This window comes from Bradyrhizobium sp. SZCCHNR1043, assembly GCF_032489675.1.
Lineage (GTDB): Bacteria > Pseudomonadota > Alphaproteobacteria > Rhizobiales > Xanthobacteraceae > Bradyrhizobium.
The window spans coordinates 1-19,184 of the sequence record NZ_JAUEYN010000022.1 but is presented as its reverse complement, the minus strand read 5'-3'; the positions used below and the strand labels follow the sequence as shown (position 1 = coordinate 19,184).

Sequence of the window (19,184 nt, the reverse complement as noted above, 5' to 3'; positions counted from 1 at the left end):
CTCAATTGCTCCGGAAATCCAAGGTCTCGCGCTCGGTTAGCACATAATCCAGCGCCGCGTCGTGGGCCAAGGCCGGGATGGCCTCGGTTTCCTGAATGGCGAAGCCGAGGCCGACGCCGATGACGTGATGCATCTTCCGCAGGTGCGAAAAGGTGTAGTCGTAGTAGCCCCCGCCGTAACCGATGCGGTGGCCGGTGCGGTCGAAGGCGGCGAGCGGCACCAGCATCACATCGGGCACCAGCTCGGCGGCTGCCGGCGACGGCTCGGGGATGCCGAGCGACCCGAGCGTCAGCCGGTCGCCCGGCGCGAAGGCGCGGAACGAGAGCGAATGGCCGCGCGCCAGCACGACCGGCAGCGCCAGCCGCGCCCCCTGCCCCGCCAGCTCACGCAGCAACGGCATCGGATCGAGCTCGTTGCGGACCGGCGCATAGCCGGAGACGACCGTGCCGGGCTCGAATGCGAAGGGGAGCCCGCGCGCGGCGATCGCCTGCGCGGCCGCGCTCCGCGTCTCGTCGCTCAACGCGTCGCGCGCGACAAGGGCTGCGGCTCGGAGCTGCTGCTTGGTGTGCTGAGCGGCCTTCATCGGCATGCGACGTGACCTCCGTGACGGGCGGGCGGACGCGGGCACGCAAACGTTGCAGAAACGCAGCAGGTCGGCAACCGAAGGGGAGAGGAGAGACGGAAAACAAGCGCGAAGCCGCAATCGCCGTTGAAACGCTCGATCCCGGAGTTCCCTACGAAAGTAGGTGGGCACCATATGTCCAGGTCCACAGACCTGGCCAGGGACAGTTCCCTAAAGGATCGATAAGGCCCCGGGGATATGTTGGTTCCGGACGCGCGTCGCAGCCTCGCAGTTGCAATGTAACCATCACGGGATGATTTTGCCAGCGGTGGAAGCGGGTCGAGGCGCGACACGGTTGCCAACATTCGGCGTCGTCGCCCGGCCCGACCGGGCGCGCAGTACGCCGTGACGGCGATGGCGAAATCGAGGGACCGCGGCGCACACTGCGCCGGCGATGACAGCGATGGGGCGGCGGCAACACAACAGAACATGGCATGGGCTCGCGTCCTCGCGACGCGTTGCGTCCGAGCTGTTGATCTCGATCGCCCCCCTCAAGACAGAGGGCACAGGGAAGGCCGGGCGTCGGCTGACGCCCGTGGCCCGCCTGCTCAAAAAAATGCAGGCGGCAGGTACCACAGGTGCAGCCGGAAACACCCGGCCTTCCCTGCGCGACGGTTTGAACGGCTGCTTCGCGATCTCCTTGGTGCGCCGGGCTTGTTGGCCACCATGCGCGACAACGCGCTTGCGCGCATTGCGCGGGACACCAGCATCGGGGTGTCAGGACCACGCGACTTGACCGTACGTGCATCGCCGTTCGTCCGCGTGAAGTAGCTCACGCTGCGGCAATTCACGCCCATCGCATCCCACTGCCAACGGTCCGTGACGGTCGCGAAACGCCCCTCATGCGGCAGCAGGACGGGCGGAAAGATCGACCTGATTTGCCCGACGTGACAAGCCGCGCAGCCTGCGACATCGTAACGCGACGGGCAGTTTGCGCATGATGGATATGTGCGGATTGCCCGTCATGCAGTTTACGACGTGCATCTGCTCGCGTGCCGCCAGCCCAGCATTCCGCCGTCGTCCCGGACTAGCGCGCCCTTGCGCCGAAGCAATCCAGGATCTCTCCGCAGATGCAGTCTTGATTGCTTCGCTGCGCTCGCAATGACGCCGTGGCGATGACGGCGCTCCCGCGGCAGCGCCGTGTCGGCAGCGCATAGTGTCGCCACGATTGGGGCTCATCGGTCGAGGCTGAGGTTGTGGCAGATCATGCCCACATCCCAATGCCGTGTATCGTACATTGGAGTCCTGGCATGCGCTTCGATCTCAAAACTGTCACGGCCGCCTGCGCGCTGCTGATCGCGTCGGCTGCCGCGAGCCTCGCCGCCGACGTCAAGATTCATCGCGTCTCGATCCAGGTCGATCAGAACGATCCGGCGATCATGAATCTGGCGCTGAACAACGTCACCAACATCATGGAGACGTTCAAGGAGAAGGGCGAGGAGGTCGAGATCGAGCTCGTCACCTATGGACCCGGGCTGAACATGCTGCGCGAGGATACCTCGCCGGTGAAGGACCGGCTCAAGCAGATCGCAGAGCTCAGCTTTACCGCCAAGATCAGGTTCTCCGCCTGCAACATCACCAAACGCGGCATGGAGAAACGCGAAGGACATCCGATTGCGATCGTCGCCGAAGCGAGCCTGGTGCCCTCGGGCGCAGTGAGGCTGATGGAATTGCAGGAGAGCGGCTGGAGCTACCTGAAACCTTAGGTAGTTTTTGCCCCAAAACTGCCAGGTTTAGGGCTCATTGAGATACGATCTTGGATTGATCTGTGTCATCAGTCTGCTCGGGGGAATGGCGAGCAGACGCGATCGGGGACTAGTCACATGCACTGAGTACTCGCCCGGCCAGCGCTGCTGGTGCTGGCAACGCTTTCGGCTGCCTTGCTCACCCCCGTCGGCGCGGTGCGGGCGCAAGAGCAGTCCGCCGCTCCGCTCTCGATCAAGCCTGCGCGCGCGTCCGAACGGCGGGCCGTCCAGCGTCGGGTCTCCGAGACCCGCGCGCCCGAGCCACGGAGCACCTCGGATGAAGCCGCCATCAAGACGCGTATGAACCAATGGACCGTCGGCCTGGCCGCGGGCCTGCCCGACGGCGGCTTCGTCCGCCTCGCCAGCGAGATGGCGCGGACGATGGACGATGGCGACAACATGCGCCTGATCCCGATGGTGACGCGCGGCACCACCTCGAACATCGCCGATCTCCTGTATCTGCGCGGCGTCGACGTCGCCGTCACCTACGCCGATGCGTTCGACTTCTACGCCAAGCAGGCCGGCCTTTCCAACATCAACGACCGCATCCGCTACGTGCTGCGCTTCTTCATCTCCGACGTGCACATCTATGCGCGCGAGGAGTTCAAGTCGCTGCAGGATCTGAAGGGCCAGAAGATCGCGGTTGGAACGGCCGGCGTTGCCGCCGCGCATACGGGGCCGCTGATCTTCCGGCGCCTCGGCATCGACATCGAGCCTGTCGCCATCGGTGGTCCTGTTGCGCTGGAGAAGCTGCACAAGGGCGAGATCGCCGCGATGGTCTATGTCGCCTCCAAGCCCGGCGAGCTGTTCAGCGGCAAGAAGGCGGATCCTGGATTCCACTTCGTGCCGGTGCCGTACACGCAGCAATTCTCGGATTTCTACTATCCGACCAGCATCAAGGCCGACACCTATCCGGGGCTGGTCGCACCTGACACCGCCGTGGAAACCATCGCCGTGCCGTCGGTGCTGGCCGTCTACAACTGGAAGCCGGGCAGCGACCGCGCCGACCGCGTCAATCGCTTCGTCGATGCGCTGTTCACCAACCTCGCGCGGCTGCAGCAGCCGCCGTTCCATCCGGGCTGGAAGGATCTCAATCTCGAGGCCCAGGTGCCGGGCTGGCAGCGCTATCCCTATGTCGACGCCGTGCTGGAGCGGATGAAGAACGAGGCCAATGTCGGCCTGCCGCCCGCCGCGACCGGCAGTCTGTCGCAGCAGGAGCGCTTCGAGGCCTTTCTCGAATCGCAGGCCAAGGCGCCGACGTCGAAGGCGGAGAAGGAGGAGCTGTATCGCTCGTTCTTGGACTGGAGCCGCAAGCGGCAGGGGAAGTGAGGCGATCGGACTCACAGCGATCGCCTCTACGCCGGATGACGTCATTGCGTGGTGGCACGCAGGCTGAGCGGGATCAGCTCAACAACAACGCCATGCCCGGGTCCCCCTTGGCCATGGCGCGCTGATAGGCCGGGCGGGCGCCGATGCGCGCGAGGTAGGCGCGGATGTTCGGGAACGGCGCGAGGTCGTAGGGCAGGAAGTAGCGCATGGTGGTGAGTGAAAACACCGTCATGATGTCGGCGGCGGTAAGCGCGCCGCCTGCCAGATAGTCCGCCTCGCCGCAGCGCGTCTCGACGGCTGCAAAGGCGCGGTCGAGCCGCCCCCTGATAGCGCCGAGCACGGGATTCTCGTCCGGCAGATTGAGCCGGTTGAGGATCATGAGCCGGCCCATCGCGGCCTGCAGGGTGCCGTTGGCGAAATGAAGCCAATAGAGGAACGGCGCGAAGCTCGGATCGTCCGGCCCGGGCCGCAACCGACCGTGGCCGTATTTGGCGATGATGTACTCGACGACCGCGCCGGACTCGGCGAGCACCAGCTCGCCGTCGGTGATCACGGGCGCCGCGCCGATCGGATGCAGCGCCTTGTACTCGGGCGGCGCCAGCATCGTCCGGGCGTCGCGCGTGTAGCATTTCAGTTCGTACGAAATTTCCAGCTCCTCGCAGAGCCAGACGATACGTTCGGACTGCGACTTGCCGAGGTGATGAACCGTGAGCATGCGCTATTTCACCATCGCGCCATAGACGATGTCCTGCACCTGCTCCCGATAATATTTGCGCAAGTCCCCAGGCGCCGCCGTGCCGACCACGACGACGAGACGCTCCCTGGGATCGCAGAAGAACTGCGTGCCATAGGCGCCGTTCCAGCTGAACTCGCCGGGATTGCCGGGCACCGCCGACAGGCCCTCGCTGACGCGCACGGCGACGCCGAGCCCGAAGCTGAATCCGGCGCGATGCGGCTCCACATTGGCGACGGTGTTCTTGATCTCGGGCCCGAGATGGTTGGAGGTCATGTGGTGCACCGTCTTCGGACTCAGGATCCGCGCGCCGTCGAGCTCGCCGCCATCGAGCAGCATCTGGCCGAAGCGGACGTAGTCGCCGATGGTGGCAAACGAGCAGGCGCCGCCGCAGTCCGACTTCGTCGGCGTGTCCAGGAGCTTGATCGCCTGCGGCTTGCCGGTCAGCGGATTGTTCGGAAACGGATGCGCCAGCCGCGGGCGCTGTGCGTCGGTCGGCGCGAACGTCGCATCGGCCATGCCGAGCGGCTTCCAGACATTGGTTGAAAGATATTCCCCGAGCCGCTGCTCGCTGACCTTCTCGATCACGGCGCCGAGCACGTCGATGGAGAAGCCGTATTCGAACTGCGTGCCGGGCTGATGCGCCAGCGGCAGCTTGGTGATGCGCTCGATGAACGCCTGGGTGTCGCCTTCGATCGCGGGCGCGGTGCCGTCGGGATAGAGCCGCGCCACCGCGCTCGAGCTGTCGGGGCGTCCGCCATACATCAGGCCCGAGGTGTGGCGGTAGAGATCATGGATCAGGATGGGGCGGGCCTGCGGCACCAGCAGCAGCGCGCCGTTCTCCTGGGTGACGCCGACCTTCATGTCGGCGAAGGCCGGATAGTAGTCGGCGAGCCTGGCCTGCAGCGGCAGCCTCCCCTGCTCCATCAGCATCAGTCCGCCGACCGCAGTCATTGGCTTGGTCATCGAGGCCAGGGCGAATATCGCGTCGAGCGGCATCGGCGTGCCCTTGACCGGATCGAGCTGGCCGTAGGCCTTGTAATGCACGAGCTTGCCGTCACGCGCGATCGCCACGACCGCGCCGGGCACGCGCTTGGCGGCGATCTCGCGGGCGAAGAAATCGTCCACGCGCGCGAGACCCGCCGGCGAGAAGCCGACCTCGTCGGGCTTGGCTTCCGGCAGGGGCGCGGCAGCGACCGGCGCAATGATCGTTGTGAGCGCGACGGCCGCCGCCGCAAGGATCAGCTTGTTCAAGTGCACCTCCCTGATGTGCGGACGATCCCGCTTATGGCTTGCGAGATTCGATAGCTCCGCGCGTCGAGGCTAGGTCAGCCAGCGGAGAACGACAAGCGCTCGCAAAGCGATCGCATCGCGATGAATTGATCGGCTTCGCTGCTGCACAATGGGCAGTGGTGAGACGTATGAAGAAGGGGACGGGCGAGATCGTGGAGGCTGCGAGGCCACTCATGCTGAGCAAGATCAAGCTCGTCATCCAGATCCTGTGGACCAGCAGCATGCTGATCCTGGGCACCGCAATCGGCGCCAGCTACGGCTTCAGCCAGCACGGCATCAGCGGCGCCATCGCGCTCGGCTTCGTCGGCCTGTGCATCGGCGCGCTGGCAGCGGCAGCGCCGGACGTCGCGCTGGAGATCTTGGTTTCGGGGATCTGGTAGTCCGGTCGTGGAGAGTGGGCAAAGGTGCGCTGGCACGCTGGCTCGGCTTGCACCATTGCTCGGCGCGCCGTGCCCACCATTGCCACCGCGCGTGATAGCGGTGGGCACAGCGCGCGGGAATCTGCGTATGACGCAGCAGCATTGCACGCGCGCCTTTGCCCACCCTACTACTACCGCACCTTATGAAGGAGAATGCGATTTGATCAAGATCTCACGATCTGGCGCAAATCGATCGCCGGTGGTCATAGTTGGACCATGGGCCTTCAAGTTCGCGCGCAACAAATACGGGCGATGCTGCAATCAGTTCGAAGCGGACTTGTATGCGAGCTGCACCGAACAACAGCGAAGATCGCTGTGCCCCGCAGTCTGGGTATCGTCAGGCGGGCTGCTGTTAGTCATGGCTGCAGCCAAACCACTAACTTCGCCACTGTCGCTCTCACAACTCAACGAGCTTTATCGCGATTGGGCTGAATGTCCGTTCGAACCAGGCGCACGGAATTGGGGCATCTACAAGGGTCGACACGTTGCTATCGACTATTCGGCAACCGTCCCCGAAGAGTGAATCAATAAATGCTAAAAAACTCCCACGGCGCTGGTTGAGCACCTCATGGAGTACGCCCTCACCCGATCGCCACACCACCGCCGATGGTGCGGTTGAGCACCTGCGTGGTGCGCTCGATGCGCTCGGCGGCAGCGTTCAGCGCTTTCGCCACCGCGACCTGAGTCGCACGAGCGCGGTCGGCGGACTGGTTGCGCACGTTGCGCAGGCCTTCGAGCTCCTGCTCCAGCACCTGCACGCGCTGATTGGCATCGATCAGCTCATCGCACACGGTGAGCGCGGCCATCACCGTGAGCCGGGCGTCGCCGATCTCGCCGAACTTGCCGCGCAGATTGGTGATGCGCTGCTCGAGACTCTCGGCGAGCTTGAGCAGCCTGAGCTCCTGGCCTTCCTCGCAGGCCATGCGATATTGGCGGCCGTTGATGGTGACGTTGATGTGGCTCATTCCTCGTCCTCATCGTCTTCAGCGGCGTTCTGCCCGTCGCCGCCAGCGAGCACGGTGCGGATGGTGCCGATCGCGGTGTCCAGACGTTCGGCGATCTCGCGATTGGTGCGCTCGAGCCGGCGCGTTTTCATCAACGAGCCGTCGAGCTCGTCGGCGAGACGCGAGCGGTCGGCGCCGAGCGCCTGGATGCGCGTGGCGAGCTCGTCCTCGTCACGATCCGCCTCGCGCCGCCGCTCGACCGCGCTCTCCAGCGCGTCGAGGGCCGTCATCAGTCGCCGCGTCGCCGCCTCGAGATCGGCGGCGCCGGGTTCCACCTGGCCGGTAAGATTGGCAGGGTGATCGTTCATGGCACGGATGCGAGGCCCTCGGAGCCAGCGGGATGCGACAAAAGCGCTGTCCGGCAAGCGGTTACGGGCAAAATCTTACGTGCTGGGCGAGCCAAGCGCAACGCTCGGCCGAAACTATGCACTACTAAGCAACTTTTGGGAGGTTCCCGGCGTTGCAGAACCTTTGATTCCCGGAACCGAGGTGCTAATCAGCCCGCAAAATCCCGGCCCGCCAGCAATACCGGCGGCGCTCCTGTCATCAGCATTTCACGTTTGGACGGATTCCAGCATGACGCAGGTCGATCATTCCCGCATGGCCAACGCCATCCGCGGGCTCGCAATGGACGCCGTCGAGAAGGCCAAATCGGGCCATCCGGGCCTGCCGATGGGCGCGGCGGACGTCGCCACCGTGCTGTTCACCCGCGTGCTGAAATACGATGCCGCAGCGCCCGCCTGGCCGGACCGCGACCGCTTCGTGCTCTCCGCCGGCCACGGCTCGATGCTGCTCTATGCGCTGTTGTATCTCACCGGCAACGAGGAGATGACGCTCGACCAGATCAAGCGCTTCCGCCAAGTCGATTCGCTGACGCCGGGCCACCCGGAGAATTTCCGCACCAAGGGGATCGAGACCACCACCGGCCCGCTCGGCCAGGGCATCTCCACGGCGGTCGGCATGGCGCTGGCCGAGAAGATGCTGCAGGCCGAATACGGCAAGAAGATCGTCGACCACCACACCTATGTGCTGGCGTCCGACGGCGACCTGATGGAGGGCATCTCCCAGGAAGCGATCGCGATGGCCGGGCACTGGAAGCTCAACAAGCTGATCGTGCTGTGGGACGACAACGGCATCTCGATCGACGGCCCGCTGTCGATTGCCGACTCGGTCGACCAGGTGAAGCGCTTCAAGGCGTGCGGCTGGGCCGCCGAGCTGATCGACGGCCATGACCCGGAGGCGATTGCCGCCGCGATCGCACGGGCCCAGAAATCGTCGAAGCCGTCGCTGATCGCCTGCAAGACCACGATCGGCTACGGCGCGCCGACCAAGGCCGGGACCTCCAAGGTGCATGGCGAGGCGCTCGGGGCAGAGGAGCTGAAGGGCGCCAAGGAGAAGCTCGGCATTTCGCAGGAGCCGTTCTCGGTGCCCGACGACGTGCTCGCCGCCTGGCGCGAGGCCGGCCGCCGCGGCGCGGCTGCGCGCGGCGAATGGGAGACCCGGCTTGGCGAGATGGGCCCGCGCAAGCGCGCCGAGTTCGAGCGCCGGCTGCGCCACGAGCGGCCCGCCGCGCTGGCGAAGGCGCTGAAGGACCACAAGAAGGCGCTGCTGGAGACCCCGCTCAACGTCGCCACCCGCAAATCGTCGGAGGCCGCGATCGAGGTGATCGCAGCCGCAATGCCGTTCGAGTTCGTGGCCGGCTCCGCCGACCTCACCGGCTCCAACAACAACAAGGCGAAGTCGGCTGTCTCGTTCTCGGCCAAGACGCCGAAGGGGCGCTTCATCCATTACGGCATCCGTGAGCACGGCATGGCCGCCTGCATGAACGGCATCTTCCTGCATGGCGGCTTCGCGCCCAACGGCGCCACCTTCCTGGTGTTCTCGGACTATGCGCGTGGCGCTATCAGGCTGTCGGCGCTGATGGGCGCCGGCGTCGTCTACGTGCTGACGCATGATTCGATCGGCCTCGGCGAGGACGGCCCGACGCACCAGCCGGTCGAGCATCTGGCCGCGCTGCGCGCGATCCCCAACATGCGGGTGTTCCGGCCGTGCGATGCGGTCGAGACCGCCGAATGCTGGGAGCTGGCGCTGAACCGCACCAACGGTCCGACCGTGCTGGCGCTGACGCGGCAGAACCTGCCGCAGCTGCGCACCAACGCACCATCCGACAGTCCGTGCAGCCGCGGCGGCTATGAGCTGGTCGCCGCCCAGGGCGAGGCCAAGGTGTCGCTGTTCGCGACCGGCTCCGAGGTCGAGATCGCGGTGGCGGCGCAGAAGCAGCTCGCCGAGCGTGGCATCCCAGCCCGCGTCGTCTCGGTGCCGTCTCTGGAGCTGCTGCTGGAGCAGCCGGCCGAGACCAGGGCCAAGATCATCGGCAACGCGCCGGTCAAGATCGCCGTCGAAGCCGCGGTGCGCTGGGGCTGGGACGCGGTCATCGGCCAGGACGGCATCTTCATCGGCATGCATTCGTTCGGCGAAAGCGGCCCGGCCAAGGAGCTCTACAAGCATTTCGGCATCACCGCCGAGGCGGCTGTCGCGGCGGCCGTACAGCGGCTGGCGTAAAGGCCCGCTCGCCCCTGCGCGGCGGTTCACCAAATCAGGAGCGCCGCACGAACGTGCTTCGCGACGGTTGAGCGATCGCAAAAAAAGGACTACGAAAGGACCATATCGTCCGCTCCCGCCCGGCAGAACCGGGCGGCAACAGTTCCAAAACCCTCGTGGGGCCCGTGAGAAGGCTGCCGACGGGGATGAGAAACGTCATTGAAGGAGACGAAAATGGCAGTCCGGGTCGGGATCAACGGGTTTGGCCGCATCGGCCGCAACGTTCTGCGTGCCATCGCGGAATCGGACCGCAAGGACATCGTGGTGGTCGGCATCAACGATCTCGGCCCGGTCGAGACCAATGCCCATTTGCTGCGCTTCGACAGCGTGCACGGCCGCTTTCCCCACACCGTGACCGTCGACGGTGACAGCATCGACATCGGCAACGGCAAGATCAAGGTGACGGCCGAGCGTGATCCGTCGAAGCTGCCCTGGAAGGATCTCGGCGTCGACATCGCGCTGGAATGCACCGGCATCTTCACCTCAAAGGACAAGGCCTCAGCGCACCTGACCGCCGGCGCCAAGCGCGTGCTGGTCTCCGCGCCGGCCGACGGCGCCGACGCCACCATCGTCTACGGCGTCAACCACACCGCGCTGACCAAGGAGCACCTCGTCGTCTCCAACGGCTCCTGCACCACCAACTGCCTGGCCCCGATCGCCAAGGTCTTGAACGACACGGTCGGCATCGAGACCGGCTTCATGACCACGATCCACGCCTACACCGGCGACCAGCCGACGCTGGACACCATGCACAAGGATCTCTATCGCGGCCGCGCGGCGGCGATGTCGATGATCCCGACCTCGACCGGTGCGGCCAAGGCGATCGGCCTGGTGCTGCCCGAGCTCAAGGGCAAGCTCGACGGCGTCGCGATCCGGGTGCCGACGCCGAACGTGTCGGTGGTGGATCTCAAGATCGTCGCCAAGCGTAACACCGATCCGAAGGAGATCAACGAGGCGATGAAGCGCGCCAGCGAGCAGGAGCTCAAGGGCATCCTCGGCTACACCACGGCGCCGAACGTCTCGATCGACTTCAACCACGATCCGCACTCCTCGACGTTCCACATGGACCAGACCAAGGTCATGAACGGCAACCTCGTGCGCGTGATGTCCTGGTACGACAACGAGTGGGGCTTCTCCAACCGCATGGCCGACACCGCCGTGGCGATCGGCAAGCTGCTGTAACTCTCTCCCAGTCATTCCGGGGCGCCTCGCAGAGAAGCCCCCGGAATCTCGAGTTCCGGGTTCGGTCCGGCGGACCGCCCCGGAATGACGACTGAGGAAGCGTCATGACCCTTCCCAACTGGCTCGGTATCCCCGGTGCGATGTTGCTGATCGGCCTGATCGCTTATGGCTTCCGCCAAGGCATGCGGGTGACGGCGAAGCAGGAAGGCAATCCGCCGGAAAACACCGACGGATATAATCACCACTGATTAGTCCCTCGTTTTACGGTGGCTTCAATGAAACAATTCCGCACCCTCGACGACGTCGACGTCAAAGGCAAGCGCGTGCTGCTGCGCGTCGACCTCAACGTCCCCATGGAAAATGGCCACGTCACCGACGCCACGCGCCTGGAGCGCGTCGCGCCGACCATCAATGAGATCGCGACCAAGGGCGGCAAGGTCATCCTGCTCGCGCATTTCGGCCGGCCGAAGGGGCGCGATGCCAAGGACTCGCTGAAGCCGGTCGCCACTGCGCTGTCGCAGGTGATCAAGCGTCCCGTCGCCTTCGCCGATGACTGCATCGGCGAGCCGGCGTCGACCGCGATCGCCGCGATGAAGGACGGCGACGTGCTGTGCCTGGAGAACACGCGCTTCCACAAGGAGGAAGAGAAGAACGATCCGGCCTTCGTCGCCGAGCTCGCCAAGCTCGGCGACATCTGGGTCAACGACGCCTTCTCTGCCGCGCACCGCGCCCACGCCTCGACCGAAGGCCTCGGCCACAAGCTGCCGGCCTATGCCGGCCGCACCATGCAGGCTGAGCTCGACGCGCTCGACAAGGCGCTGGGCCGGCCGGCCAAGCCGGTCATCGCGATCGTCGGCGGCGCCAAGGTCTCGACCAAGATCGACCTGTTGGAAAACCTCGTCACCAAGGTCGATGCGCTGGTGATCGGCGGCGGCATGGCCAACACCTTCCTGCATGCGCAGGGCGTGCAGATCGGCAAGTCCCTGGCTGAAAAGGATCTGGCGGCCACGGCTCTCAGGATCATGGAGAAGGCGGAAGCCGCCAACTGCGCCATCATCCTGCCGGTGGATGCCACCGTCTCCTATCACTTCGCGGCGAACTCGCCGTCCTTCGCCTATGGGCTCGACGCCATTCCGCCGGACAGCATGATCCTCGACGTCGGCCCGCAATCGACCGCGCGCATCCACGCCGCGATCGATGATGCCGCAACCCTGGTCTGGAACGGCCCGCTCGGCGCCTTCGAGCTGAACCCGTTCGACCGCGGCACGATGGTCGCCGCCAAGCACGCGGCCGAGCGCACCAAGGCCAAGAAGCTGGTCTCGGTGGCCGGCGGCGGCGATACCGTCGCGGCGCTCAACCAGGCCGGAGTTGCCTCGGACTTCACCTATGTCTCGACCGCCGGCGGCGCCTTCCTGGAGTGGATGGAAGGCAAGCCGCTGCCGGGCGTCGAGGTGCTGAAGGCCTGATCTGCCGGCCCTTGTCGGCCATGGATGTTTCTGTTATGTTCCATCCATGGTCGAGACTCCGACAGAAGCTGTCCATTCGATCCTGATCAAGATCCAGGAGAGCATTGCTGCGCTCCGGACAGAGGTCGGACAGTTCAGGCTGGATAATCGAACCGAGCACGAGCGCATGGAAGCCTTGATCCGCAAGCAGCGTCGGGACTCTGCCGGCATGCTGGTGATGATGCGCGCGGCCGCCAGTGACTTCGACGAGCGTGTCACCGAGGTCGAGGAGCGCATCGCTGCTCTTGAAGCCAGGAAGACCTGATCTCCCATCGTTGAGCTACCGGCAAGGCGCCAGCCCTACGCGCTAACCCTAGACATATCCTGATCGCCTCCTCCTCCGGGCTGCGTCGCCACTGCCCTTGGAATCCGCCCACCACCGCGTTATGCACGGTGCAGCAGTTTCGACGCGTGCGTCAGCCGCCGCACGGTCCAATCCTTAATCTCAGGGAGTTCCAGCCATGGCTCGTATCACGTTGCGTCAATTGCTCGACCACGCGGCGGAAAATGACTACGGCGTCCCGGCCTTCAACATCAACAACATGGAGCAGGCGCTGGCGATCATGGAGGCGGCCAATGCGGTCGACGCGCCCGTCATCATCCAGGCCTCGCGCGGCGCCCGCTCCTACGCTAACGACGTGATGCTCAAGCACATGATGGACGCGGTCACCGAGATCTATCCGCACATTCCGGTCTGCGTGCATCTCGACCATGGCAACGAGCCCGCGACCTGCATGACCGCGATCCAGGCCGGCTTCACCTCCGTCATGATGGACGGCTCGCTGAAGGCCGACGGCAAGACCCCCGGCGACTGGGACTACAATGTCGGGGTGACCAAGGCCGTCACCAACATGGCGCATCTCGGCGGCATCTCGGTCGAGGGCGAGCTCGGCGTGCTCGGCTCGCTCGAGACCGGCATGGGCGACAAGGAGGATGGCCACGGCGCCGAGGGCAAGCTGTCGCACGATCAGCTGCTGACCAATCCCGACGAGGCGGTGAAGTTCGTGCGTGAGACCAAGGTCGACGCGCTCGCGATCGCGATGGGCACCTCGCATGGCGCCTACAAGTTCACGCGCAAGCCGGACGGCGACATCCTCGCCATGAACGTGATCGAGGAGATCCACCGCAAGCTGCCGAACACGCATCTGGTGATGCACGGCTCATCGTCGGTGCCGCAGGACCTTCAGGAGATCATCAATTCCTTCGGCGGTAAGATGAAGCCGACCTGGGGCGTGCCGGTCAGCGAAATCCAGCGCGGCATCAAGAACGGCGTGCGCAAGATCAACATCGACACCGACAACCGCATGGCGATGACCGGCCAGATCCGCAAGGTGCTCTCGGAGCACCCGGAAGAGTTCGATCCGCGCAAGTACCTGAAGCCGGCGATGGAGGCGATGGCCAAGCTGTGCAAGCAGCGCCTGCAGGAGTTCAACACCGCCGGTCAGGCTTCCAAGATCAAGCGCGTGCTGACGACCGCCGAGATGGCCAAGCGCTACGCCAAGGGCGAGCTCGATCCGAAGGTGGCGTGAGCCGGCGTTTACAGCCCACTCAGCCCGCTGAGCTTGCTAGACCTCGGTGGTCACCGCGACGGCAGTGAGCTCCCCTCCCCCTTGCGGGGAGGGGTCGGGGTGGGGGTCTCCGAGTGATCCTATCAGTGATGGGCTCGATAGCACGTGTCGGCGATCTTGCAGTTATGAGTTATGAGCGACACAGCGAAGGCCTGACCGCGCGCACCCCCATAGCGATTGACGAGGGACGATTGTAGACGCAACTCACTGAATTCAGCGCGCGTGGACCCCCACCCCCAACCCCTCCCCGCAAGGGGGAGGGGAGTCGGCTGCCTTTGACGCGACAGGTCGTCTGATCAGCAATCTCTCCTTCACCTCTGCGAGAGCCTGCCTTGGCTGCGGCCAATGTTTGCTCGGCATCCGCCCGAGAACCGTCTATTTTGATGGGCAGGGCAGGTGCGTCTGGAGCCAAGCATGAATCTCTCCGCACTGAACAGCACGGCCCTTGCCATGGTCACGCCGGGCAAGGGCATCCTCGCCGCCGATGAATCGACCGGGACGATCAAGAAGCGCTTCGATGCCATCAAGGTGGAATCGACCGAACAGAACCGCCGCGACTATCGCGAGATGCTGTTTCGCAGCGCAGGCATGTCGTTCATCTCCGGCGTCATCCTCTATGACGAAACCATCCGCCAGAACGCCGCCGACGGCACCCCGCTGGTGAAGCTGATCGAGGCGGCCGGCGGCATTCCGGGCATCAAGGTCGATGAGGGAACGCAGCCGCTACCCGGCTGCCCCGGCGAGCGGGTCACGGTCGGCGTCGACAGGCTTGCGGATCGGCTGGCGACGTACTACGCGCTGGGTGCGCGCTTCGCCAAATGGCGGGCCGTGATCGATATCGACAAGGACAATATCCCTTCGATGACAGCGATCCATGTCAACGCGCATGCGCTCGGCCGCTATGCCGCCCTGTGCCAGGCCGCGAACATCGTGCCGATCGTCGAACCGGAGGTGCTGATGGACGGCGATCATGACATCGGTCGCTGCTTCGACGTCACGCGCCGCGTCCTGAACGAGGTGTTTCGTGAATTGCGCATCCAGCGCGTCGCGTTGGAGGGCATGATCCTGAAGCCCAACATGGCGGTGCCCGGCAAGCAGTCGCCGGACCAGGCCGGGGTGCAGGAGGTCGCCGAAAGGACCGTCCAACTGCTGAAGGAATGCGTGCCCGCGGCGGTGCCCGGCATCGCCTTCCTGTCCGGCGGACAATCGGACGAGAGTGCCACCGCGCATCTCGACGCGATGAACCGGCTCGGGCCGCTGCCCTGGAGGCTGACCTTCTCCTATGGCCGCGCGCTGCAGGCGGCGCCGCAACAGGCATGGGCCGGCAAGGCGGCGAACGTCCCCGCCGGCCAGCGGGCCTTCACCCACCGCGCTCGCATGAATGCGCTTGCAAGCCGCGGCCAGTGGACCGCAGCGCTCGAGAAAGAGGCCGCATAGTGTCCGGCAAGACGACTTCCGCGCGGCCCGCACCGCGCCTCTATCTGGCAACGCCGGTCGTGACCGATGCGGCGGCGCTGGCCGCCGGCCTGCCGGCGATCCTCGCCAACGCCGATGTCGCGGCGGTGCTGGTGCGGCTGAAGGAGAGCGATCCGCGCAGCATGATCACGGCGGTCAAGACGCTGGCGCCGGCGATCCAGGGCGCCGGTGCGGCGCTGCTGATCGACGGACATCCCGACATCGTCGCCCGCGCCGGCGCCGATGGCGCGCATCTGACCGGCGTCGCTGCGCTGGAGGAGGCGCTGCCGGGGCTGAAGCCGGATCGCATCGCCGGCGGCGGCGGCCTGTCGACACGCCATGATTCGATGCGTGCCGGCGAACTCGGCGCCGACTATGTGCTGTTCGGCGAGCGCGACGCGCAGGGACGGCGGCCGTCGCCGGATGCCGTCAACGAGCGCCTCGCCTGGTGGGCGGAGCTGTTCGAGCCGCCCTGCGTCGGCTATGCGATCTCGCTCAAGGAAGCCACCGACTTCGTCGCGGCCGGAGCCGATTTCGTGCTGGTCGACGACCTCGTCTGGAACGACGCCCGCGGTCCGGCCGCGGCGCTTGCAGAGATCGGCACCGCGATCCGGAGCGCATATGCGGCCGCGCCGGCCGACGCGCCGGGACAGAGCTGAACGCGGCCGATGACGATCCTGCGCCTGACATGTGTTGTTGCTGCGTTCGCCATGGCGATGACGGGCGCGGCCGCGCAGATCTCGCTGACGCCACCGGCTCTGCAGCCGGCGCCAGCCGAAAAGCCCAAGCCGATCGAGCGGCCGGCGGAGAAGGCGGCTGAGAAGCCCAGGCCGCCGGCACCGCCCGCGGCAAAGAAGCCGGCCCCTTCCCCCTCCGGCAAGCCGGCCGCTCCGGCACCGGCCACGACGCCGCAGCCCGCCGCCAATGATCCCAATGTCGACCTGGTCTACGGCGCCTATCAGCGCGGCCAGTACAAGACCGCCTTCGACCTGGCGTCGCCGCGCGCCCAGGCCGGCGATCCCAAGGCCATGGCGATGCTCGGCCAGCTCTACGAAAACGCCATGGGCATCCGCCGCGACTACGACAAGGCGGCGACCTGGTACAAGCGCGCCGCCGAGGCCGGCGACCGCGAGGCGATGTTCGCGCTGGCGATGATGCGGCTGGCGGGGCGCGGCGGCCCGATCGACAAGCCGGACGCGGTGAAGCTGCTCGCTTCCGCCGCCAAGCTCGGCGAGCCCAAGGCTGCCTACAATCTCGCTTTGCTCTATCTCGACGGCCAGACCCTGCCGCAGGACCTCAAGCGCTCGGCCGAGCTGCTGCGCATGGCGGCCGACGCCGGCAGTCCCGAGGCGCAATATGCGCTGGCGACGTTCTACAAGTCGGGCACCGGCGTCCCGCAGGACCCGGAGAAGGCCGCCCGCCTGCTGCAGGCCGCCGCGATCGCCGACAATGTCGACGCCGAGGTCGAATACGCCATCGCGCTGTTCAACGGCACCGGCGTGCCGAAGGACCAGCCCGCGGCCATCGCGCTGCTGCGCCGGGCCGCGCGGCAGAACAGCCCGCTCGCCCAGAACCGGCTGGCATGGGTGCTGCTGTATGGAATCGCCACCCAGATGGACAAGGTCGAGGCCTACAAATGGCACCTGGTGGCCAAGACGGCCGGCAAGGGCGATCCCAAGCTCGACGAGAAATTCGCCGACATGCCCCCAGAGGACCGTGCCAAGGGCGAGCAGGCCGCCAAGCGCTGGCTGGGCACCATCAAGTGATCGGCCGCTGATCCGGCCTTGACGCGGCGGCCCCGGCAGGGCACCCACAGCCAGCCATTTCACCCGCCTTCGTCCGCTTCCGGGGAAGGCGCGCACCGCAAGGTGCGGTCAGCCCAGCGCATCGAGCTCATGATCCATTCCGCCCTCATCAACGTCATGGTCAAGGCCGCGCGCCGCGCCGGCCGCAACCTCAAGCGCGATCTCGGCGAGATCGAGCACCTGCAGGTGTCGCTGAAGGGGCCAGCGAACTTCGTCTCGCGCGCCGACAAGAAGGCCGAGGAGATGCTGTACGAGGATCTCTCCAAGGCCCGTCCCGGCTACGGCTTCATCGGCGAGGAAGGCGGCAAGCGGGAAGGCAGCGACAAGTCGCACACCTGGATCGTCGACCCGCTCGACGGCACCACCAATTTCCTGCACGGCATCCCGCAATTCGCGATCTCGATCGCGCTCCAGCGCGAGGACACCGTGATCGCCGGTGTGATCTACAATCCCGCCAATGACGAGCTCTACATCGCCGAGCGTGGCAAGGGCGCGTTCCTCAACGACCAGCGGCTGCGCGTCGCCGCACGGCGCCAGCTCCACGAATGCGTCATCGCCTGCGGCCTGCCGCATATCGGCCGCGGCGACCACCAGCTGTTCCTGCGCGAGATGACCTCGCTGCAGGTCAAGGTCGCAGGGCTCCGCCGCTTCGGCGCCGCCTCGCTCGACCTCGCCTTCGTCGCGGCGGGCCGCTTCGACGCCTATTGGGAGCGCGACCTGCAACCCTGGGACATCGCCGCCGGCTTGATCATGGTGCGTGAGGCCGGTGGCACCGTTTCCGGCATCGACGGCAAGGAGGACGCGCTGGCCACCGGGCACGTCGTGTGCGGCAACGAGGTCATTCACCGCGAGCTGGTGAAGGTGCTGAAGGCGGCGGCGTAGTTCGAGCCTCCGATCGGGTCTTCAGTCTGCACTCTGCGGGCCTCTGGCCTCACACATGGTGTCCGTCCCGGCCTTGAGCCGGGACCCAGCCACCGGCTCTCGTGCCTGAGCAAGACTGGTCGACCAGTGTGCCTCAAACCTCTCCCTGGGGGTATGGGTCCCGGATCGGCGCGCGCGTGCCGCGCGCTTGTCCGGGACGACACCGAGGGTGTCGTTTGGTTGCCGGGCTCTACCGCCGCCCGCTGGTGAACGCCTGGGGCGTAGCACCTGGCAGCGCCGGCGAGTTGATGTCGCTGTCGATGCGGTCGGACGACTGGCCGGCATAGCTGAAGCCGAGCGACAAACTGACGTTGCTCGTCGGCCTGAACTCGACACCGCCGTTGATCGCATAAGCGGGCGTCGAGGTGGAGCGCGAATCGAACGTGGCGAACGGGCCGCCGAGGCCGGGATTGTATTTCAGCGTATCGAAGCCGCCGTAGACACTGACGCCGCTCTTGAAGGTGTAGCCGTATTGCGCGCCTTCGGTCGTGTACGAGCCGAGCGAGCCGTAGCGATTGACGATGTTCGAGCTCAGGCCGACGCCAGTGAGCGCCGACCAGTTGTTCGCCACGCTGTAGCGCCGCGCGAAGAAGCCGCTGTCGCTGCCGTTCGCCGTGAAGCTCGGAAAATTGCCGTAGGAGTCGAGGCTGCCGGAGTCGCTGAAGCCGACCGGCCAGCCCGGCAGCCAGTATTTCACGGGGCCCGACTGGGCGTGAGCCCCGGGAGCGCCGAGGCAGAGGCCAGCCAGCAGAAACGCGAAAGCCAATTTGCGTGGGAACATCGACATGCCGTTACCGCTTCACGTCGCGGATCATACACGCGGAGAGTGGCGAACTCCAGACAGAGAGGGGATTTCGAGCGCGGCCGCGAAGCCGGTGCGCTCCCCTCCCCCTTGCGGGGAGGGGTCGGGGGTGGGGGTCCACGAGGGTATGAACCGGGCTGAGTCCTGACAATTCAGACCGGGTTGATTCCTGACAGGCAAGCTTCGTCCGATTCGAAGGA

Annotated in this window: 19 protein-coding genes and 1 other RNA gene; 13 read left to right on the top strand and 7 right to left on the bottom strand. The window is 66.0% G+C overall.

What is annotated here, in order from left to right; all coding sequences use genetic code 11:
* Position 1: 1 nt before the first annotated feature.
* A complete protein-coding gene (locus QX039_RS30985) occupies positions 2-583 on the bottom strand; it encodes a 5-formyltetrahydrofolate cyclo-ligase (protein WP_315735678.1) in 582 nt (193 codons plus the stop codon).
* A gap of 107 nt (positions 584-690) precedes the next feature.
* Positions 691-852, bottom strand: a non-coding RNA gene (gene ssrS, locus QX039_RS30980) — 6S RNA.
* 1,020 nt (positions 853-1,872) lie between these two features.
* On the opposite strand from ssrS, the gene QX039_RS30975 reads away from it, so the two are divergent.
* A complete protein-coding gene (locus QX039_RS30975; protein ID WP_315734390.1) occupies positions 1,873-2,328 on the top strand; it encodes a DsrE family protein in 456 nt (151 codons plus the stop codon).
* A gap of 339 nt (positions 2,329-2,667) precedes the next feature.
* Positions 2,668-3,696, top strand: a complete 1,029-nt coding sequence (locus tag QX039_RS30970; RefSeq protein ID WP_315771749.1) for a TAXI family TRAP transporter solute-binding subunit — start codon at positions 2,668-2,670, stop codon at positions 3,694-3,696.
* A 73-nt stretch (positions 3,697-3,769) separates the two neighbouring features.
* On the opposite strand, the gene QX039_RS30965 is transcribed toward QX039_RS30970, so the two are convergent.
* Positions 3,770-4,411: a glutathione S-transferase family protein gene (locus QX039_RS30965; protein WP_315734394.1), complete on the bottom strand. Its 642-nt coding sequence runs from the start codon at positions 4,409-4,411 to the stop codon at positions 3,770-3,772.
* A 3-nt stretch (positions 4,412-4,414) separates the two neighbouring features.
* Positions 4,415-5,683 (bottom strand): serine hydrolase domain-containing protein, encoded by a 1,269-nt coding sequence (locus tag QX039_RS30960; protein WP_409998858.1) that lies wholly within the window; start codon positions 5,681-5,683, stop codon positions 4,415-4,417.
* A gap of 212 nt (positions 5,684-5,895) precedes the next feature.
* On the opposite strand from QX039_RS30960, the gene QX039_RS30955 reads away from it, so the two are divergent.
* A complete protein-coding gene (locus QX039_RS30955) occupies positions 5,896-6,102 on the top strand; it encodes a hypothetical protein (protein WP_315771747.1) in 207 nt (68 codons plus the stop codon).
* A gap of 620 nt (positions 6,103-6,722) precedes the next feature.
* On the opposite strand, the gene QX039_RS30950 is transcribed toward QX039_RS30955, so the two are convergent.
* Together QX039_RS30950 and QX039_RS30945 are read right to left on the bottom strand one after the other, a co-directional pair.
* Positions 6,723-7,106, bottom strand: coding sequence for a cell division protein ZapA (locus QX039_RS30950; RefSeq protein ID WP_315734404.1), 384 nt, complete (start codon positions 7,104-7,106; stop codon positions 6,723-6,725).
* Complete coding sequence (locus QX039_RS30945; RefSeq protein WP_315771745.1) at positions 7,103-7,453, bottom strand: DUF4164 domain-containing protein; 351 nt, start codon at positions 7,451-7,453, stop codon at positions 7,103-7,105. Before QX039_RS30945 ends, QX039_RS30950 begins: the two co-directional genes overlap by 4 nt.
* Before the next feature lie 268 nt (positions 7,454-7,721).
* Between QX039_RS30945 and tkt the strand changes: the two genes are divergently transcribed.
* From tkt to QX039_RS30895, 10 genes are all read left to right on the top strand, one after another.
* Positions 7,722-9,707: a transketolase gene (gene tkt, locus QX039_RS30940; protein ID WP_315771743.1), complete on the top strand. Its 1,986-nt coding sequence runs from the start codon at positions 7,722-7,724 to the stop codon at positions 9,705-9,707.
* Positions 9,708-9,920: 213 nt separating this feature from the next.
* Complete coding sequence (gene gap / locus QX039_RS30935) at positions 9,921-10,928, top strand: type I glyceraldehyde-3-phosphate dehydrogenase (protein WP_315771741.1); 1,008 nt, start codon at positions 9,921-9,923, stop codon at positions 10,926-10,928.
* Positions 10,929-11,032: 104 nt separating this feature from the next.
* Complete coding sequence (locus tag QX039_RS30930; RefSeq protein WP_315734412.1) at positions 11,033-11,176, top strand: hypothetical protein; 144 nt, start codon at positions 11,033-11,035, stop codon at positions 11,174-11,176.
* Positions 11,177-11,203: 27 nt separating this feature from the next.
* On the top strand, positions 11,204-12,394 hold the full coding sequence (locus tag QX039_RS30925; protein WP_315771740.1) for a phosphoglycerate kinase: 1,191 nt from the start codon (positions 11,204-11,206) through the stop codon (positions 12,392-12,394).
* A 46-nt stretch (positions 12,395-12,440) separates the two neighbouring features.
* On the top strand, positions 12,441-12,698 hold the full coding sequence (locus tag QX039_RS30920; protein ID WP_315771739.1) for a hypothetical protein: 258 nt from the start codon (positions 12,441-12,443) through the stop codon (positions 12,696-12,698).
* A 196-nt stretch (positions 12,699-12,894) separates the two neighbouring features.
* Positions 12,895-13,962: a class II fructose-bisphosphate aldolase gene (gene fba / locus QX039_RS30915; RefSeq protein WP_315771738.1), complete on the top strand. Its 1,068-nt coding sequence runs from the start codon at positions 12,895-12,897 to the stop codon at positions 13,960-13,962.
* A gap of 453 nt (positions 13,963-14,415) precedes the next feature.
* Positions 14,416-15,438, top strand: a complete 1,023-nt coding sequence (locus QX039_RS30910; RefSeq protein WP_315771736.1) for a class I fructose-bisphosphate aldolase — start codon at positions 14,416-14,418, stop codon at positions 15,436-15,438.
* Complete coding sequence (locus QX039_RS30905; protein ID WP_315771734.1) at positions 15,438-16,115, top strand: thiamine phosphate synthase; 678 nt, start codon at positions 15,438-15,440, stop codon at positions 16,113-16,115. Before QX039_RS30910 ends, QX039_RS30905 begins: the two co-directional genes overlap by 1 nt.
* A gap of 9 nt (positions 16,116-16,124) precedes the next feature.
* On the top strand, positions 16,125-17,222 hold the full coding sequence (locus tag QX039_RS30900) for a tetratricopeptide repeat protein (RefSeq protein ID WP_315771732.1): 1,098 nt from the start codon (positions 16,125-16,127) through the stop codon (positions 17,220-17,222).
* Positions 17,223-17,351: 129 nt separating this feature from the next.
* Positions 17,352-18,143 carry an inositol monophosphatase family protein gene (locus QX039_RS30895; RefSeq protein ID WP_315734428.1) on the top strand — a complete coding sequence of 264 codons (792 nt, stop codon included), beginning with the start codon at positions 17,352-17,354 and terminating at the stop codon, positions 18,141-18,143.
* 229 nt (positions 18,144-18,372) lie between these two features.
* On the opposite strand, the gene QX039_RS30890 is transcribed toward QX039_RS30895, so the two are convergent.
* Positions 18,373-18,969: a hypothetical protein gene (locus QX039_RS30890; RefSeq protein ID WP_315771730.1), complete on the bottom strand. Its 597-nt coding sequence runs from the start codon at positions 18,967-18,969 to the stop codon at positions 18,373-18,375.
* Positions 18,970-19,184: the final 215 nt, after the last annotated feature.

What these genes read in the sequence shown, in the direction of transcription:
- QX039_RS30910 (WP_315771736.1), top strand. Translation starts at nt 14,416, where the DNA reads ATGAATCTCTCCGCACTGAACAGCACGGCCCTTGCCATGGTCACGCCG.
- QX039_RS30925 (WP_315771740.1), top strand. Translation starts at nt 11,204, where the DNA reads ATGAAACAATTCCGCACCCTCGACGACGTCGACGTCAAAGGCAAGCGC.
- QX039_RS30890 (WP_315771730.1), bottom strand. Translation starts at nt 18,969, where the DNA reads ATGTCGATGTTCCCACGCAAATTGGCTTTCGCGTTTCTGCTGGCTGGC.
- QX039_RS30930 (WP_315734412.1), top strand. Translation starts at nt 11,033, where the DNA reads ATGACCCTTCCCAACTGGCTCGGTATCCCCGGTGCGATGTTGCTGATC.
- QX039_RS30970 (WP_315771749.1), top strand. Translation starts at nt 2,668, where the DNA reads ATGAACCAATGGACCGTCGGCCTGGCCGCGGGCCTGCCCGACGGCGGC.
- fba (WP_315771738.1), top strand. Translation starts at nt 12,895, where the DNA reads ATGGCTCGTATCACGTTGCGTCAATTGCTCGACCACGCGGCGGAAAAT.
- tkt (WP_315771743.1), top strand. Translation starts at nt 7,722, where the DNA reads ATGACGCAGGTCGATCATTCCCGCATGGCCAACGCCATCCGCGGGCTC.
- QX039_RS30955 (WP_315771747.1), top strand. Translation starts at nt 5,896, where the DNA reads ATGCTGAGCAAGATCAAGCTCGTCATCCAGATCCTGTGGACCAGCAGC.
- QX039_RS30950 (WP_315734404.1), bottom strand. Translation starts at nt 7,106, where the DNA reads ATGAGCCACATCAACGTCACCATCAACGGCCGCCAATATCGCATGGCC.
- QX039_RS30900 (WP_315771732.1), top strand. Translation starts at nt 16,125, where the DNA reads ATGACGATCCTGCGCCTGACATGTGTTGTTGCTGCGTTCGCCATGGCG.
- QX039_RS30985 (WP_315735678.1), bottom strand. Translation starts at nt 583, where the DNA reads ATGAAGGCCGCTCAGCACACCAAGCAGCAGCTCCGAGCCGCAGCCCTT.
- QX039_RS30920 (WP_315771739.1), top strand. Translation starts at nt 12,441, where the DNA reads ATGGTCGAGACTCCGACAGAAGCTGTCCATTCGATCCTGATCAAGATC.
- gap (WP_315771741.1), top strand. Translation starts at nt 9,921, where the DNA reads ATGGCAGTCCGGGTCGGGATCAACGGGTTTGGCCGCATCGGCCGCAAC.
- QX039_RS30965 (WP_315734394.1), bottom strand. Translation starts at nt 4,411, where the DNA reads ATGCTCACGGTTCATCACCTCGGCAAGTCGCAGTCCGAACGTATCGTC.
- QX039_RS30945 (WP_315771745.1), bottom strand. Translation starts at nt 7,453, where the DNA reads ATGAACGATCACCCTGCCAATCTTACCGGCCAGGTGGAACCCGGCGCC.
- QX039_RS30975 (WP_315734390.1), top strand. Translation starts at nt 1,873, where the DNA reads ATGCGCTTCGATCTCAAAACTGTCACGGCCGCCTGCGCGCTGCTGATC.
- QX039_RS30895 (WP_315734428.1), top strand. Translation starts at nt 17,352, where the DNA reads ATGATCCATTCCGCCCTCATCAACGTCATGGTCAAGGCCGCGCGCCGC.